Origin of the sequence: Floridaenema fluviatile BLCC-F154 (assembly GCF_041929135.1) — a bacterium.
Lineage (GTDB): Bacteria > Cyanobacteriota > Cyanobacteriia > Cyanobacteriales > Aerosakkonemataceae > Floridanema > Floridanema fluviatile.
Genome location: NZ_JBHFNS010000014.1, coordinates 24,926 through 42,468 on the forward strand (window position 1 = coordinate 24,926; position 17,543 = coordinate 42,468).

The following is a 17,543-nucleotide window of genomic DNA, read 5'->3' on the forward strand; positions in this document are numbered from 1 at the left end:
TTACGATAGGGAATTTAATAAATGATTTTTTAGAAATTAGAAAGTCAAAAGCAAGAAATCACTTTTGACTTGGTAGTATTACTTTAAGAAGAAGGAAAATCTTTTACATAAGCCTCAGCTTTTAAAATCAGTTTTTCCGGTTGCACATTTAACTTTTTCAAGCGCAATGACATTCCTTTGAGTTCAAAGTTACTCAAATCCAACAATTCGCTAGTCTTGCCTAACAAAGCTTGCGTTAGTTCTGGCGAAATTTCTTCACCTTCGTTATATTCCACCTGTTCTAGAGAAATGCGATTTCCTCCCGATGCTATTTGGGGAACAGCAGTAAAAGCAGTTTGCTTTGTTTCTCCTGTTTCTCGTAAATGAAAAGTTGCCGAGAGACTAAATTTGTCATTACCAGGAAGGCGAAATTCTACTTTTTTGGTATCTACAGTTGCGGGTTTACCCTGGAAATCTACCTTGATATTTTGCAACTTTTCCTGAAGAAAATCAGAATTAAAAGCGCGGTTAATATCTTCTTCAGTTAGCACAACTCTCGTTGCTGCTTCCGTAGGATGAGAAAGTTCAATTTTGCCAAAAGCTGCACTCAGAGGATTAATTGCAATACTACCCACTTCCATTTGCAATTTCTCGGTTCGCAACTCTTCTTTCATTACCAAACCTTTGCCTTCAATGGAGACAGAATCTAATTCTCCCTGAACTACCTGAATTGGATTAGTGCGAACATCTACATTCAGTTCCTCCACTTCATCCAACTGAGTAGATAATCCCACTTCGGCGGCTTTACTAAGTGCTTGTTCCCCTAACCCTGGTTGATCTGCTGACATCTTGAATCTTCAAATGTGAGATTACTAACATACAATTTAGGTTGTTTTCATCCAGAATTGTATCTACATCTCGACAGAGTTTGATCTGTATTTATTCAGGAGTAAAAATCAGCAAGTTTATTTATGTCTTAAGAGGGAATCTCTGTGATTTTCGCTGTGGTATAAATGGTTAATCTACCTTTTTGCAACTCCATCTTTTGCACCCGCACAGCTGTTCCATCCACGGCAAAATATGGTGAGAATACCAATTCTTTAAACTTCTGCATTAAAGCAACAGCGAATTGTAAAGAAATACCGGGAGGGGGAGTGCAGCGAAAAGATTCGATTAACAAAGGTTCAAAAATAGTACCTGGGTGAATTACGGCTTGAAAATCTAGCGATCGAGTACTTTCTCGTTCGTGCAATATGGTACTACCATTGAAAATAATTGTCTTAGAATCCGGTAGCTCAATCCGCATTTTCTGCAATTCTAAAGTGACAATTTCCCCATCTACATCTAACTGTAAATTTTGCATCTGTCTGCGGACATAATCGGAATTTAATGCCCGATTAATATCTACTTCTGAAATAACAATTCGAGCCGCCGCGTCCGTTGGTTGGGAAAGTTCAACTTCGCCAAAAAGTACACTTAAAGGATTAATAGTAATCCGATTTGTGTGGATTTCCATTTCTTGCAAACGGATATCCTTTTGCATTACCAAACCTTGACCGGAAACTGAAACAGAATTTGCTTGTCCTTGGACTATATCAACCAAATTGGTTTGCACATCTACATCAAGGTTTTCTGCGGAATCTAGCTTACTAGATAGCCCCATTTCTACTGCTGCTGAGATTACTTTTTCTTCTAAGTTGGGTTGATCTTCTTGTGACATTTGTTAATTCCCCTATTTAGCCTATACTTGCTTACTTTAGGGCTGTAGCTAGGAGAATTAATCTATATTTAGTCTGAATAAATTTTCTAACTTTTGTGCCATAAATTTGTTAATTGTAGAGACGTTGTATGCAACGTCTCTACAATTAATCTAATTCGCAATTTTCTCTGTAACGGATCGGTATCGCTGATTTTTGATGAGCATTTTCACTCCACCTTTCGGCCCTAATGTGAATCCGCGGCGAATCGGTCGAACGGGAGTTTTATCTGCCAGAGATAGTTGCCAATTTGCTAAAATTATTGCGAGAACAATTTTCATTTCATAAGGTGCTAAAGCAATACCAATACAGCGACGAGTACCACCGCCAAAGGGTAAAAATTCATAAGGGGAAAATTGTCTTTCTAAAAAGCGATCGGGTTTAAATTTTTCTGGTTCTGGGTATAAGTCTTCCCGACGATGAGTTAGGTAAATGCAAGGTGCGATCGATGTCCCTACTTCAAATTCCCGATCCATAATTTTTACCGGAGAACAAGCAACTCTACCAAAGGTAATAAAAAGAATCGGATAAATTCGCAGAGTTTCATTACAAACGGCTGTTAAATAAGGGAGTTTAGCAATTATATTTGGGTCGGGATTTTCCCCTAAATTATCAATTTCATGCAATAATTTATCTAGCACTCCCGGAACATGATGAATTGAGTATAATGCCCAAGCTAAAGAAGTTGCTGTAGTCTCATGTCCTGCTACTAAAAGAGTTAGTAATTCATCATGTAATTCGGCATCACTCATCGGATTTCCGGCTTCATCTTTAGCTGACATTAGCAGCGAAAGAATATCGCTTCGTGAGGGATCGAAATTTTCCCGTCGTTCTTGAATTTCTGCCATTAAAAGTTCGGTAATTTCTGACTGACGACGGAGGAATTTACTCCAAGGACTCCAGGAACCTAAATCTTTTTGTAATTGGGGAAAGAATAGCAAAGCAGAATTCAGGGGAGAACTAATATTATCAAGCATTTCACATAAAAGATGCCGTAATTTTTGATTCCGTTCTCCTTCGTTTAAACCAAAAACTGCTCTTAAAATCACCCCCAAAGTAATTTCTTGCATGACATCCCGAACAATGAAAGTTTGTCCGCTTTGCCAATCTTTAGTGACTGCTAAGGTAATATCTTTAATTAATTCGCCGTAGCTGCGAATTTTTTCCCCATGAAAAGGTGGCATTAATAGCTGACGTTCTCGTTTGTGGCGATCGCCATCCATTAAAAATAAAGAATTCTGTCCCACCAAAGGTTTAGCTAATTCATTAGCTTTGCTACTAGCAAACTGTCTATAATCAGCGGTGAAAACTTCTTTAATTGCTTGCGGGTTGGTTAAAAATACGATCGGCGCACAATTTGTACCCACCCGCAATGTGAACGTATCGCCATAACGCCGAGCACAATCATCCATTAATCCTAATGGGTTAGTTATCCATTGCAATAATTGGATAATTCCGGGACTTTTTGGACTTGGAGGTAGTGTCATAAAATGTATTTTTCGAGTTTTTTCTAGTATGTCTCGAAGCTAAAGTAAGCAAGGGAGATTTGCGATCGAGTAGCGTGTGCGTAGCACCTATCGCTCTTTAGAGTGAACAATTTCAGTTCACAATGTTTTAGCTAATACAGGTTTTCCTGTAGTAACAACCTGCTCAATAATATCAGCAGCACGACTCACTCCCCCAGATTGTCTAATTGCTGATTGTAACCTGAGAGCATTCTTTTTATAAGAATCTTCAGTCAACACTTTTTCAATCGCATTTCGCAATTTGGGAACACTTAAATTTTTCAACTTTACCATCTCTCCTGCACCTGTCCAAGCAATTCTCGCTGCTACTCCTGGCTGATCGTTAGTAACTGGAATTGCTACCATTGGAACACCATTCATTAAGCATTCCATAGTTGTATTCATTCCCGCATGAGTAATCATAAACTTTGCTTGTTTGAGGATTTCCAATTGAGGGGCATATTTCACAACCAGGGGATTTCCTGGCAATTCCGGTAAGGATTCTGGATCGGCTGAACCCCCCAGAGAAATTACCAACTGAGCGTCTAATCCTTCACAAGCAAAAGCAATATCTTGAAAAACCCTAATCAGACGATTTTGCAGCGTTCCCATCGAAGCATAAATTAATGGTTTCCCGGTCAGTTTTTCATAGGGGAAAGGAACAGGTTGCCGACTGGCTGAAGAATGGTAAGGGCCAGTGAAATGAAACCAAGGAGGTAATTCCTGTCTGGGAAATTCAAACTCAGCAGGTGCTTGACTGATTTGAGCTAGTTGAGAGTAAACATCATTAGGTTGAGCGTATAGAGGTAAGTGCCACTCCCGGCGATAGTCAGCTATTACATCTCGAATTGGCTGTGCCACACGACTAAGTAACAGATAACCCATTTGATTTCGGAAACGCGCCCACCAAGCTGGGCTGTATTCCCAGTCGGTGTTAAAAGGAGGAACACCAAGTTCTCGATTAAGTACTACAGCACTACACACAGTTACGAAAGGAATGTTCAGAAAGTCTGCAACTGTTCCTCCTTCTACGGAACCTTGGTTGACTAGCAAAGCTTCTACACCTGCTGCTTTAAGTAACGATGGAGCATCCCGAAGCGTAACCGCAGCAGTCTGTTTGAGCAAATGAATGGTATATCTCAATGCAGCCAGCCCTTTTAGTTGTCCCAATTGGGTAAAGTATTGTGCTGTTGATCCTGCTGGAAATTCTTTCTCACCAATTGGGCTGAATTCCAATCCAGCTGCCAGTACCTTCGGTTGCACATCTGTAATTGCGAATAGGGTGATGCGATGACCACGCCTTTGAAGTTCTTGGCCCAAGGGAAGCATGGTGTTCAGGGGGCCAGTGGAGCCAGGACAGATAATACCAAAATGGGTCATAGGAAACTCTGCATTTGAGATTTTCAATTTTAGATTGAATTACTATCTAAATTGTCTAAATTAGGATTTTTTCGGAAGTAGCGATCGCAATTATGCAACAGAGTTGAAATTTACGAAGATCTATCTTCGCCAACTCTGCTACATAACCCTTAACTACTAACAGTCTCTAAGTTCCGAGATTTCACTTTTCGTTCACCTTTAACTAACAATTGAATACTCCGATTAGGTGCTGTCACCAAACCTCGACGTACAGGTGTAACTTCCCGATCGTCAGCTAATGCCAAATCTAAACTTGAAAGCACTTTTGCTAACACCATTTTCATTTCAAATTGAGCAAAGGCAAAACCGATGCAGCGACGTGCGCCACCGCCAAAAGGCAGAAATTCATAAGGTGAAAACTGCCGTTCTAAAAATCTTTCTGGTTTAAACCTTTTCGGTTCAGGATATAAGTCTTCACGCTGATGAGTTAAATAAATTGAACCTAATAAAACTGTGCCTGGTTGCAAATCATAACCCACTAGATTTACAGGTTCTTGCACTACTCTAGGAAAAGTCAGCATCCCCACAGGATAAATTCGCAAAGTTTCGCAGTAAACTGCATTAAGGTAAGGTAATTTAAAAATAGCATTGGAGTCTGGATTATCGCCCAAACTATCCAATTCTGCCAGCAATTTTTCTCGGACTTCTGGGATTTTGTGAATCCAGTATAATGCCCAAGCTAAAGCTGTTGCGGTAGTTTCATGACCTGCGGTTAACAAAGCCATTAATTCATCACGCAATTCTTCATCAGTCATCGCTTCTCCTGCTTCATCTCTTGCTGCCATTAGCAAGTTCAAAATATCTGTGCGCGATGGATCGAAATTTGCTCGCCGTTCCCGAATTTCCTCATAAATAAGTCGATCGACTTGTTCTCGGCGACGGATAAATTGACCCCAAGGACTCCAAGAACCCAAATCTTTTTGTAGAAATGGAAAATAGAGCATAGTAACACTCAACGGAGAACTTCCTTTATCAAGCATTTCTCCTAAAAGTTTCTCCAACTGTTGAGCGCGTGGGCCTTCATACAAACCAAAAACCGCTTGCATAATCACCCGCAGAGTGATAGCTTGAGTTGCAGTCCGAGCCGAAAAAGACTCGCCTACCTGCCAGCGACTCATGATTTCCTCTGTCACCTTGGCAATAGTCTCCGCGTAAGTTCGCATTCGATCGCCATGAAAAGGAGGCATCATCAATTGGCGTTGCCTCTGGTGCTGTGCGCCACTGAGAGTAAAAACCGAGTACTTTCCCGTAAAAACTTCAAAAATCTGGTTTGTCTCACCAGGGGCGCTAAATTGCTTAGTATCGTTGGACAGAATTTGCTGAAGTGCTTGGGGATTGCTGACCATTACCCCAGAGCCGAAACTACTTAATTTTAAATAAAATATGTCGCCATAGTGTTTGGCGCACTCTTCCATGTATGGCATCGGGCGAAAAACCCATTGCAGTGTTTGGATAAATTTGGGTCTTTGAACGACAGGTGGTTGTTTCATTGCCTCTGCTGCCTATTATTTTCGCAACTTCAACTAACTTAACTTAACTAATTTTTCTATGGGTTTCATCGGACTTAGTTATCTTTAGCACTTCTAATTCTCAAAATTTTATAACCTAAAAGTTGTAAAATTTTCCTTAAGTAAATCGAGTAAATTCGATCGCTCCTAATACTGATAAGGAACTCAGCATGACTGCAACCACACCAAAAGCAACTTCAGCATTTCCCGATTTTTGTGAAGGTATTCAATATTTTGGGGAATCGCTACCAAATTTTGAAACTTATGGTAAAACTCCTGCCATTGCTGAGGGAAAAACAGCAATTTCCGATCCGAGTGATGCCAATGCAGTTTATCAAACTCTGTTGTTGGCTGATGCGTTGCGTTATTTAACTTTGCAAATTACAGGTTCCAAAGCTTCTGGACACCCAGGCGGTTTTGCCAGTTCTGCGGAAGCTCACGCGGCGTTAATTATGCTGGGCTACAAGAATATTATCACAGAAGTTGGGCACCACGCTCCAGGTTTTTATAGTTCGATGTTTCTCGATCGCTCTTTGGAAGACATGGGCATTTATAATGTGCAACAATTGCGCGATCGTTTCCGTGAAAAACACGGTCTTTTAGGGCACCTTTCCGGTTATATTCCCGGCATTCTCGCACCTGCTGGCCCTTTAGGACAAGGGCAACATTTTGCAATGGCAGCTGCACTATTGCACAGAGATAAACTCTTCCCTTTTACGATGGGTGATGGTGGCATGGGTGAACCTTACCCAATGAGCAGTATGGCACATTTCAACACTGCTTTTGGTGGAGTAACTAACTTTTTACCCGTGTTAATTTGGAACGGTTACAGTCAGGAACATCACAGCATGGTTTCCACAAAAACCAATGCCGAAATGTTGCAATACTGGCGGGGAAATGGTTTTGCAGAAGTCGTTTTAATTGATGCCAAAGATTTTGACGATCGCAATCAAACAGGCGATTATGTCGATAGCACCGCCTTTTCTTTTGAACAACGTCTCGCCTTTACCAAAGCAGTATTAGAAGGTGTTGATAAAGCGGCAAAATCTGCACTAAGCGGCAAATTAACTGTCTTTATTATCAAACAATTAAAAGGTGCAGGAGTTCACGCCAGAGGTGCAAAATCTCATAACCTTTATCCGAAAGATACCTTAGATGCACCCCACATTTCTGATGCTTTGAAAGGTCGGTCATTAACTGCCGAAACATGGCAATTAGTCAGAACAAATTGCGAACGTGCTGGTGGTGGTCCTGCGGCGAAAACTGCGGTAACTGAGTTTGAATTACCATTGCCAGACTTAGGACAATTGCCTTTAGAAGAATATCCTGTTGGCGGAGATCCGAAAGTTGCAACTACGGCAATGGGTGTTTTGGTGGGTAAGGTTGGACAGAGCGATCGCACATTTTTAGTCACCAACGCTGATGGCAACGAAGCATCAGGAATTGCCAACATTAACCAAGCATTAAAAATCATTCACCCCACCACAGATGACCTTTACAACCAATCACCAAACGGACAAGTTTACGAACCTTTGAGTGAAGATGCTTGTGCAGGTTTGGCAGTTGGATTATCTTTAATGGGTGGCAGAACATTGTGGTGTTCTTACGAATCTTTTGCCATCAATGGTTTACCAATTTGGCAAACTGTTACGCAAGCAATGGCAGAATTACGCCGTAAAACTCCTGCCACAATTACCTTATTTACTGCGGGTGCTTTAGAGCAAGGACGCAACGGTTGGACACACCAACGCCCAGAAATTGAAGCATATTTTGCAGCGATGATGCGGAATGGCAATGTATTCCCATTATTCCCACCTGATGCTAACAGTATTCAAGCCTGTTATGAGTGGGCTTTAACCACAAAAAACAAGGGAATTGTGATTACCGCAAGTAAATCACCTTTACCAATTCGCACTACTTTTGCACAAACTCGCCAAGGTTTAAAAGATGGCGCAGTGGTGTTGCATGAAGTTGCTGGTGGTAAGAAAGTTGTGTTTGCAGTTGTGGGCGACATGACATTAATGCCAGTGTTTGAAGCGGCAACTTTCTTAGAAAATGAAGGTATTGGCGCGAAGATTGTTTCTATTATCAATCCCCGCCGTTTGTATCGTCCAACTGATGTCGCTTGGGATACTTGTTCTGAAGCAGATGGCGAATTTTTGAGTGATGAAAAGTTTGCTGAAATCTTTGATGGAGATGCGTTAATTGGTGTAACTGGTGGCGCTTCTGGAATGTTAGAACCTATTATGTTACGCAGTAATTCTAAACGCGATACTTTCGCTTGGAAGCGGGGAGAAACTACCGCTTCTGCTGGTGAATTAATGGCGTTTAATGGGTTGACTGCGGAGGCGTTGACTAAGAGAGCGATCGAATTAATCCACTAAGTTTTTTGAGCTTTTGAAATGCCCCCGCCTGGGTAAAACTGGGTGGGGGCTGATATTATGTCCGATCGATCAGCCTTAATGCAAAACCCTGTAGAGACGTTATATATAACGTCTCTACATTATGGGTAATTAACCGGACATGATATGACAATTATCAGAAAAGGAGATAAAATTTAGTTGGAAATATTTGATTTAATTTTTTTAGATACAATTGTTGAGAAGTGCGATCGCAATAAAATTCTTACTACCCATTACCAGGCTAAAAAGGGAGAAAAAAATGAGATTTATCAGTCCCAAGGTAGATTATGCTTTTAAAAAAATCTTTGGTTCATCACAAAGCCAAGAGATTTTAATTAGCTTTCTGAATGCGATTATTTATTCAGGAGAAAAAGTTATTCAATCCTTAACGATTGTTAACCCCTATAATCCCGGTCAAGTTCTCAGTTTAAAAGAAACTTATTTAGATGTCAAAGCCATTTTAAACGATGGCTCTGTTGTCCTCATAGAAATGCAAATAGCGCGAGTGAGTGCTTTCAGCAAAAGGGTGATTTATAATGTGGGAAAAGCTTATACAAATCAATTAGGAATTTGCGAAAACTATTTTAGTCTTACCCCAGTAATTGGCGTGACGATCGTCGATTTTATTTTGTTTAACCAAACTGAGGATGTAATCACTCTATTTGAGTTTCAGGAGAAGACAAAAAAATTTGCCTATCCCGATCCTGAATTGCAGCTAATATTTATAGAGTTACCGAAATTCAAGAAAGATTTATTGGAGTTAACAAGTTTAAGCGATCGATGGATTTATTTTATTAAAGAAGCAGTAACTTTGCAGGAAATCCCAGAAAGATTAGGAGAAGTCAGCGAGATCGAACTAGCATTAAATATCGCCAACCAAGCGAATATGACAGTAGAAGAATTAGAATTAGTAGAGCGGCGAGCGATGATTCTACAAGATGAGAGAGGGCGACTGACTTATGCTATAGAAGAAGGCAGAGAAGAAGGGCGTGTCACGGAAGCGATCGCTCTAGTTATGCGTTTACTGAAAAAGCGTTTTGGAGAAATTTCCGAAGTAATAACTAGCCAAATTGAAAACTTATCTGTGCAAAATTTGGAAAATTTAGCAGAAGATTTATTAGATTTTAACAGTTTGGCAGATTTGGAAAGATGGTTGGAGAGGCATATTTAGTGCTTCTGGATTGACTTGAATTTTGATATAATCGTAATTATTAGTATTCAAGGTAAGTTGCCCTTATGTACAATGCTTTGGATATAGCTAAATACTTAATTACTCTTGCCGATCATGCCTAACAAGTAAAATAAAAGGTGAATTTGTTGTGAAATTTAAAGTAATTTTCACATTCGATCCAGAATATGAAGGTTATGTAGCTGAAGTTCCTGAACTTCCTGGCTGTTTAAGTCAAGGTAAAACCTTAGATGAAGCAATTGGAAATATCAAAGATGCCATTCAAGGCTATCTTTATGTACAAGAAAAACATGGGAAATTGGAAAAAATTATGGAAGATATTGGCGCTTGGGAGGACGATCGCACCGATGAAGAAATCATCAAAGAAATCTATGAAAGCCGTAGTTTTTCTAATCGAGGAATGCTTTAAGGGAATGGGTTGAAGAGTGCGATCGCTCTCTCCAACTCTAGAATTATTGTAGTTTACGATAAAATTGTCCAAACAGGAGTTAATTACAGAATTTCCAGAGCAAATTCAACGCCGAAATCAACCGACAGCTTGAAAGGGCTGGTAAATGGAGAATAGGGAACTCGAATCCCTGACCTCTGCGGTGCGATCGCAGCGCTCTACCAACTGAGCTAATTCCCCGTTTCTGTAGTTTTTGGCGATCGAAAGTCCTTTAGCGACGAGTAAACGACTTTTAACCATCAAAAACCTATTTTAACATTCCCTGACGGTTGAGGGAAACTTTTCCCCAGAAAATACTTGCTGGATGCGTTCCAATTCCAAATCCCGAAAATAATCTACAGTCCAATTTGCTTGACGCTGGATGATATGGAACGGATAAGTATTTGCTACTCCTACTACCTGCATTCCTGCACGTTTGGCGGCGGTAATTCCGGCGGGAGTATCTTCAATTGCTAAACATTCGGAAGGTTGCAGGTCAAGATTTTCAAAATGCTGGTTTAATAATTCTATTCCCAGTAGATAGCCGTCTGGTTCTGGTTTACTAATTTTCAAATCATCGGCGGAAATAATTACGGAAAAGTATTGCATTAAGTTAGCTTGAGTTAATACTCTTTCTACTTCCGATTGCAGTGCCCCGGTGACTACACCAATTTTTAGATTAGCGGTTTGTAATTGGAGAATAAACTCTTCTAAACCTGGATAAATAGGCAATTCATCCATTTGGGCTAATCTTTCTTGGTAAGCTTGAGCTTTGCGGGAAATTAGCTGATTGAGGTAGGTTTCGCTAATGACTCGACCGCGACGCGATAAAATATCTTTTAGACAGGCGCGATCGCTCCTTCCCAAACAAAATTTGCGAAATTCATCCCGCTTTGGTCGCAGATTTTCTGCAATTAAAATCTGTTCAATCAGCTGTTCATGAATTGGTTCATCATTAATAATGATGCCATTAAAATCAAACAAAACTGCCTTAAGAGCCATTCGATTTTAGACTTTAGATTTGAAATTTTGGATTAAACCTACAGAGAAATCTGACTGTCGGGGTACAGTATGATTAATCTTTTGTTGTATTGCAAAATATATCATCTGCCGTACCCCTCCTAAGTTATGAATTTTCAAAAGCTGGTGCAGGAATTCCTGGCAAATCGTCATTGTCAGGTGATATATTATTTCCTGCTTGCTGATAGAAAGGCTTTGTCGGATTGGTTTCTACACCTGGAATTGGTTTAATCCCGCGACTAATTTGATTCACCCACCAATGTTCTTGGGTTTCTACTGCTTCAAAACCCGCAGCGCCCATCCAAGCGTCAACATTTCCCTCAGCATAAGCTTTAATGTAAGGTTCTTCAAAAATCTCTGTCAACCATTCTGTGTGGCGCAAGGTTTTCTGATTTCCATCAAGAATTAACACTTGTCCTCCGGGAACTAATAAGCGGAAACTTTCCTGCAAAATCGTTTTAGAAACTGCTGGGGGAGTTTCGTGAAATAGCAAAGAAGCTGTGACTACATCAAAGGAAGCATTGGGAAAACCTGTATTTTCGGCGTTACCATGTCGCCACTGTATCCGCAGTCCGGCTTGTTTGGCTTTGCGATCGCCCATAAATAACATATAAGGTGATAAGTCCAAACCGATTACTTCCGCTTCGGGAAAAGCTTGTTTGAGTAAAACTGTTGTCGAACCTGTACCACAACCTAAGTCTAAAATTCTTCTCGGTTTTCCGCCAATCCGATCGACCAATCCCTGTCTAATCCAAGTTTCATTCGGTGGTAAAACGTATTGTGTCACTGGATCGTAGGAAACGGAAGCGCCCGGATTGAGATATCCGCCTTTGACTCCGTGAAAGTTCTGGCTACTGTAATATTCGGGATATTCTAAATTTGGTTGACGGAAGCGATCGGCTTCTGTTTCCCAATCTACACTTTCATAAAAACGCTTTAGCCCCGGTTCGTCAATCAATGGACGAATTAGAGGTGCTAAAAAACGTTCCCAAATTGTGTTTTTTGCGCTAGGCATAGCTTTTCGTCAATGTTTCCTAAATTACTTAAAAATAGCTGAGACAGTCTCCTTCTTTACAAATATTAATAGATTGTTGGTCGATCGTGGGTATTGATTCGATTTTCGACAAATCTAATGTAGAGACGTTGTATACAACGTCTCTACATTACTGGACAAAGGTTAAGTTTATGTAGTATTGTAGTATATGTAATTCAAAGACCCCAAACTCTCACCTTTTGTTAGGATCGAGAGGAATTTATTTGTGTTTCTGTCGTTAATAAAATAGAAATTTATGCCTTACGAACAGCTAAACATTTCGACAAACTCACCTGTACTTTCTTGGGCGAATCATGAACTAAGTTCTGAGGAAACCAAGATGGCAAAAAATGTGGCATCTTTGCCATTCGTGTTTAAGCACGTAGCATTAATGCCCGATGTTCACTTAGGAAAAGGAGCATTAGTTGGTTCAGTAATTGCCACTAAAGATGCAATTATGCCTGCTGCTGTGGGGGTAGATATTGGTTGTTTTACGGGTGATACATTAATTCCGCTTGTTGATGGTAAATCTTATCCCATAGCAGAATTAGCTAAATCTCAGCAAGAAATTATTACTTACTCCTGTACTGAAACAGGAAGAATTGTTGCCGCTAAAGCGATCGCCCGACTAACTCGAAACAACGCAGAACTAATAAAAGTAGTTCTAGACAATGGAGAAGAAATTAAATGCACTCCCGATCATCAATTCATGTTAAGAGATGGTTCCTATCAGCAAGCGAAAGAATTAAAACCAGGTAAATCTTTAATGCCTTTCTACTCACGAGTTGAGCGAGATGGTTATACATTAATTCAACAGAACTATTCTGGTAGATGGCAAAAGGCACATTGGATTATTGCTCGTTCTGGAATGTTAGGAAAAGTCCCTGGTTTTTCAGGACAGAAAACAGTTATTCATCATAAAAACTTTCAGCCTTCTGACAATCGCCCAGAGAATTTAGAATTTATGGGCGATCGCGATCACTCAGCCTATCACCGTTCATTAATTGAACGAAATTCTCATTGGCAATCCTCAGAGTTTGAAACTAAAAGAAAGCAAGCTTTAGCTAGTAAAGCTAACACACCAGAAGGTCACAATTACTACGCCCAAAGAGGGACAAAAAACATTGTTAATTATATGGAACAATGTCCCGAACATTTCCGAAAATCTGTTTCAGGAAATGGTGTGAGAGGAAAACAGTATCTCATCAATTATAATCTCAGCGAAAAAGGACGAGCTAAGAGCAAAGAAATCGCTAATCGGCTTTATACTTGTGAAATTTGTGGAGATACCGTCAAAAGTCCTATAGGTCTTCATAATCACAGAAAAAAACATCACGGCTACAACCATAAAGTAGTAGAAGTTATAGCATTAGAGGAAAAACAAGATGTTTACTGTTTAGCAGTTCCCCAATATGGCAACTTTGCACTAACAGCAGGAGTTTTTGTTCATAACTGCGGGATGATGGCAATTAAAACGCCATTTATAGCCGAACAATTAGAAGGCAAACTGAAGAAAATCCGCCTCGATATTGAAGCAGCAATTCCTGTAGGATTTGACGAGAATAAAGAAGTTGAAAAAGCCGTCAGCAATTGGCAAGGTTGGCAAGATTTTAAGGATTTACATTCAGGTGTACAACGCTTAGAAAGTAAAGCCATTAAACAATTAGGTTCTCTCGGCGGTGGTAACCATTTTATTGAAGTTTGCCTAGACACAGAAAACCAAGTTTGGTTAATGCTACATTCTGGTTCTCGTCACATTGGAAATATGCTAGCCCAGAATCATATTGATACTGGGAAAGATTTAACAAAACTGGCAAACATTAAGTTACCAGATCCAGATTTAGCTTACTTTGTTGCCGGAACACCTGAATTTGCTGCTTACTGGCATGATTTACAATGGGCGCAAGATTATGCTCGTTATAATCGTGATGTGATGATGGCGCGAGTTAAGCGAATTGTGGAAAAACATTTAGCTGGCGGAAAGCCAATTAAACCTTTATTAGAGGTGAATTGTCATCACAATTACGCGGAAAAAGAGTTGCATTTTGGTGAGGAAGTTTACGTTACTCGCAAAGGTGCAGTAAGAGCAAAAGAGGAAGATTACGGGATTATTCCTGGTTCAATGGGAGCAAAATCTTTTATCGTTAAAGGTAAGGGAAATCATGAAAGTTATTGCTCCTGTAGTCATGGTGCAGGGCGGTTACTGTCTAGAAATAAGGCAAAAAATGTCTACAATTTGGATGATTTAATCGCTCAAACTAAGGGTGTGGAATGTCGCAAAGATCGGGGGGTTTTAGATGAAATTCCTGGTGCTTATAAGCCGATCGAACAAGTAATGGCAAATCAATCTGACTTGGTAGAAGTTGTCGCAACTTTGAAGCAAGTTCTCTGCGTCAAAGGTTAGTTCGTAGTCAGCACTTAAGTGCTGACTACGAACTTTTTTGGGTTAGCCAATCTTTGACTAAATAGGTGGCTAAACAATCGTCTTCGTTGTAGGTGACGATTTTTTCTAAAAAAGTTCGATCGCTCGTCTTCAACCATTCATCATACCAACAAATTGCTTGGGAACCACTAGCGGCAGGATTGCGCCAATTAAAACCTAGCCAACGGGCGATCGCTTTTAATGAATAACTTTCCGTTGGCAAAGTTACTGCTTGGGTGACTTTTTGATGTACATCAACTAAGCGATTTAATAAAGGTTGCCATAAATTATTCGGCGTTTGATAGCGTTTTGCTAATTCTTTAATCATAAATACTTCATAGTCACAAAAATGAAAAATTGGTGCTTCAGGATAATCCCAAACTAAACTTAAAAATTGCTGCCAAGTCGCCGCTTCTTCTGAGAAATCTTCGGCTAATAAAGGATAAAATTTCTCGGTTTTAGCTTTTTTATCTACAACTAAAACACCTAAAAGATAAGCAAAATCTATTTCCGGTTGAGATTCAATATCAAAATATAATTCTACTTCTGAATTAGGCAAATTTATTGGTAAATTGGCATTAAAAATTACTTGATTTTTTAAATTTGCTTGAGCTTGTCGCAATAATTGTTCGGTGATTTCTCTACCGAAAACTGGTGCTAAATCAGCAAAACTAGCATTAGCTAAAGATTCTACTGAATTAATATTAATTTCTTGTAAATATTTGTAGCGACTAGGAGTAACACCAGGTAAAAGAGAGAGATGTTCTTGAGATTTTGCTATGTTATAACAGGAACTATACCAATGACAAATATTGCATTTTTGCCGGGAGATAAAAATTTCTGGCGTTTCGGTTTGCTGTAAAGTTTCGCTGCACTCTTGAAAAATTTTCTGCATTTGCGGCAGCCAAGTTTCTAATGGTACGAAATAAGGCTTTCTTTCTCGTAAAATTAACCAAGCCGCAGGAGGTTGTACTTCTTGTACTGTGGTTAAAACTTGGGCGTGAAATGCGGCATTAATTTTATATTCTTGCTTAGGACGTTTTCCTAATTCAATTTGCACTGGAATATAACACCAATCGCCAAAAATCGAATTTCCGGGTTGTTTTACTAGTAAGTCAGGGAAACTTAGTAAGGTGATGGGAAAAGGATTTCCGTCTACCTGGGTAATTAAAACTCCTTTGTAAATTCGCTCGACACCCTGACGCATTAATGTTAAAGTAGCCTCTGCACCCGCTTGCCAATCGCGATCGGGGTACTCTGGTTTATGATATGTTTGTTCGCTGAGAACGATTTTTTGATGTGTTCGGCGATCGTGTTTTAGTTTCAACTGAAAATCATTAGGGGGATCTAGTTCTTGCTTGTTTCCATAAAGATCGAGAAACGCCCGTCGATGACAGCGTTGGTATTGCAGTAGCAGTTCAGCAGTTAGGAGCATTATTTTAAACTAGGAAAAGTTTTTTGTAGGGAAATGGCGATATGCCTACGGCACGCTACGCGATCGCTGCACTAACCCCAACTCTAGGTCTAGGTAAGTTAAGCAGCTTACTATATGTTAAATCTAATATATCCAGATTGAACTTGTGAGGAGAAAGTGGAATTTAAGTACGCGCACACTTGGGAAGAAAAAAATTTCATCGTCAAAGCCTTTGTCTTAGATCAAATTGCCTCACCCGATACTTTTAACGTCAGCATTAATGCAGAAGACGAAATGTTTTTGTATCTGCAAGATGCTTTTCACAAAGACAGAAATCGGGCTTTGGTGGAATATTTCACCTCTGGTAAGGAAGTAATGAACCGAGTTACTTCTATTATAAATTGGAAATTCCAAAGTTTTGAAAATGTTAACTCTTTCTTGGATTTTGCTTGCGGTTATGGAAGAATGACTCGCTATTTAGTCCAAGAAATGCCTCCCAAAAAAATCTGGGTATCGGATATTTATGCGGAAGCAGTGGAATACCAAAAACTCCAATTTGGGGTGAATGGAATTGTTTCGGTGACTAATCCAAAGGATTATCCAGTAGAGAGAAAGTACGATTGTATTTTTGTCTTTTCTTTGTTCAGTCATCTCCCGGAAAAAACCTTTGTTCCTTGGTTAGAAAAACTATATAGTATGCTGTCTCCCAATGGCATATTAATGTTTACTGTTCATGATGTGGCATTGATGCCTGAAGGACAGGTAATGCCAGATAATGGAATTAGTTTTGCCCCCCTTAGTGAAAGTCGTTCTTTAAGTACAGATGACTATGGATCGACTTGGGTGACAGAATCTTTTGTGGCAGATGCGATCGCTAAAGCTTCCAATGGCAAAGCATTTTATCACCGGATTAAAAGAGGGCTATTAATTCAGGATTTGTATTTAGTAATTAATGACCCTAAATTAGATTTCTCTACCTTAAATCTTGGGGTAAGACCAAGAGGTTTTGTTGACTTTTGTACCTACAGCAGACATGATGAAATTACCCTGCAAGGTTGGGCAATAGATACTAGCTGGACTCATGAAATTAAAGAAGTACAAGTTCTCCTGAATGGGCAATTAATCCAAAAATGTAAACCCTGTTATCCTCGACCTGATGTGGTAGAATTTCTGAAAGATGAACGGGCTTTAGTTTCCGGCTGGACTTGTTCTTTTTATTTAGATCCGGCAGCAGATATCTCGCAAGAATTGTTGATGGTGAAGATGATTTGCAGCAACGGTATAGAAAGAGTAATGATGATTAATGTCATCGAAGCTGTATTGCAAAATTTAACAGTTTTACCTCCCGAAACTCCCGCAGAAGTATTACCAAAAACTACTTCACCGATCGACAAATTAAAAGCAGTTTTTCGCCCGATAAAACAAATTTTGAAGGGATAATTTCCTAAAATAACTAAATTGAAGTGTC

At 39.7% G+C, this 17,543-nt stretch carries 13 protein-coding genes and 1 tRNA gene; 5 read left to right on the forward strand and 9 right to left on the reverse strand.

The window, feature by feature from the left end; translation table 11 throughout:
- Positions 1 to 83: 83 nt before the first annotated feature.
- From ACE1B6_RS00955 to ACE1B6_RS00975, 5 genes are all read right to left on the reverse strand, one after another.
- Positions 84 to 827, reverse strand: a complete 744-nt coding sequence (locus tag ACE1B6_RS00955; protein WP_413255358.1) for an LmeA family phospholipid-binding protein — start codon at positions 825 to 827, stop codon at positions 84 to 86.
- 128 nt (positions 828 to 955) lie between these two features.
- Positions 956 to 1,699 (reverse strand): LmeA family phospholipid-binding protein, encoded by a 744-nt coding sequence (locus ACE1B6_RS00960; RefSeq protein ID WP_413255359.1) that lies wholly within the window; start codon positions 1,697 to 1,699, stop codon positions 956 to 958.
- Positions 1,700 to 1,849: 150 nt separating this feature from the next.
- Positions 1,850 to 3,223 (reverse strand): cytochrome P450, encoded by a 1,374-nt coding sequence (locus tag ACE1B6_RS00965; protein WP_413255360.1) that lies wholly within the window; start codon positions 3,221 to 3,223, stop codon positions 1,850 to 1,852.
- A gap of 117 nt (positions 3,224 to 3,340) precedes the next feature.
- Complete coding sequence (locus tag ACE1B6_RS00970) at positions 3,341 to 4,621, reverse strand: glycosyltransferase (protein WP_413255361.1); 1,281 nt, start codon at positions 4,619 to 4,621, stop codon at positions 3,341 to 3,343.
- A gap of 149 nt (positions 4,622 to 4,770) precedes the next feature.
- Positions 4,771 to 6,150 carry a cytochrome P450 gene (locus ACE1B6_RS00975; protein WP_413255362.1) on the reverse strand — a complete coding sequence of 460 codons (1,380 nt, stop codon included), beginning with the start codon at positions 6,148 to 6,150 and terminating at the stop codon, positions 4,771 to 4,773.
- Positions 6,151 to 6,338: 188 nt separating this feature from the next.
- Between ACE1B6_RS00975 and ACE1B6_RS00980 the strand changes: the two genes are divergently transcribed.
- From ACE1B6_RS00980 to ACE1B6_RS00990, 3 genes are all read left to right on the forward strand, one after another.
- Positions 6,339 to 8,552, forward strand: a complete 2,214-nt coding sequence (locus ACE1B6_RS00980; RefSeq protein WP_413255363.1) for a phosphoketolase family protein — start codon at positions 6,339 to 6,341, stop codon at positions 8,550 to 8,552.
- 277 nt (positions 8,553 to 8,829) lie between these two features.
- Positions 8,830 to 9,741, forward strand: a complete 912-nt coding sequence (locus ACE1B6_RS00985; RefSeq protein ID WP_413255364.1) for an Rpn family recombination-promoting nuclease/putative transposase — start codon at positions 8,830 to 8,832, stop codon at positions 9,739 to 9,741.
- A gap of 148 nt (positions 9,742 to 9,889) precedes the next feature.
- Positions 9,890 to 10,168 (forward strand): type II toxin-antitoxin system HicB family antitoxin, encoded by a 279-nt coding sequence (locus ACE1B6_RS00990; protein ID WP_413255365.1) that lies wholly within the window; start codon positions 9,890 to 9,892, stop codon positions 10,166 to 10,168.
- Between the two features lie 146 nt (positions 10,169 to 10,314).
- Here the strand turns inward: ACE1B6_RS00990 and ACE1B6_RS00995 are convergent.
- The 3 genes from ACE1B6_RS00995 to ACE1B6_RS01005 all read right to left on the reverse strand — a co-directional run bounded on the left by ACE1B6_RS00995 (position 10,315) and on the right by ACE1B6_RS01005 (position 12,221).
- A tRNA-Ala gene (locus ACE1B6_RS00995) sits at positions 10,315 to 10,387 on the reverse strand.
- Between the two features lie 72 nt (positions 10,388 to 10,459).
- A complete protein-coding gene (locus tag ACE1B6_RS01000) occupies positions 10,460 to 11,188 on the reverse strand; it encodes an HAD family hydrolase (RefSeq protein WP_413255366.1) in 729 nt (242 codons plus the stop codon).
- Between the two features lie 124 nt (positions 11,189 to 11,312).
- On the reverse strand, positions 11,313 to 12,221 hold the full coding sequence (locus ACE1B6_RS01005) for a class I SAM-dependent methyltransferase (protein ID WP_413255367.1): 909 nt from the start codon (positions 12,219 to 12,221) through the stop codon (positions 11,313 to 11,315).
- Between the two features lie 274 nt (positions 12,222 to 12,495).
- On the opposite strand from ACE1B6_RS01005, the gene ACE1B6_RS01010 reads away from it, so the two are divergent.
- Positions 12,496 to 14,643, forward strand: coding sequence for an intein-containing RctB family protein (locus ACE1B6_RS01010; protein WP_413255368.1), 2,148 nt, complete (start codon positions 12,496 to 12,498; stop codon positions 14,641 to 14,643).
- 25 nt (positions 14,644 to 14,668) lie between these two features.
- On the opposite strand, the gene ACE1B6_RS01015 is transcribed toward ACE1B6_RS01010, so the two are convergent.
- A complete protein-coding gene (locus ACE1B6_RS01015; RefSeq protein ID WP_413255369.1) occupies positions 14,669 to 16,096 on the reverse strand; it encodes a TM0106 family RecB-like putative nuclease in 1,428 nt (475 codons plus the stop codon).
- A 156-nt stretch (positions 16,097 to 16,252) separates the two neighbouring features.
- On the opposite strand from ACE1B6_RS01015, the gene ACE1B6_RS01020 reads away from it, so the two are divergent.
- On the forward strand, positions 16,253 to 17,515 hold the full coding sequence (locus ACE1B6_RS01020) for a class I SAM-dependent methyltransferase (RefSeq protein WP_413255370.1): 1,263 nt from the start codon (positions 16,253 to 16,255) through the stop codon (positions 17,513 to 17,515).
- Positions 17,516 to 17,543 lie beyond the last annotated feature (28 nt).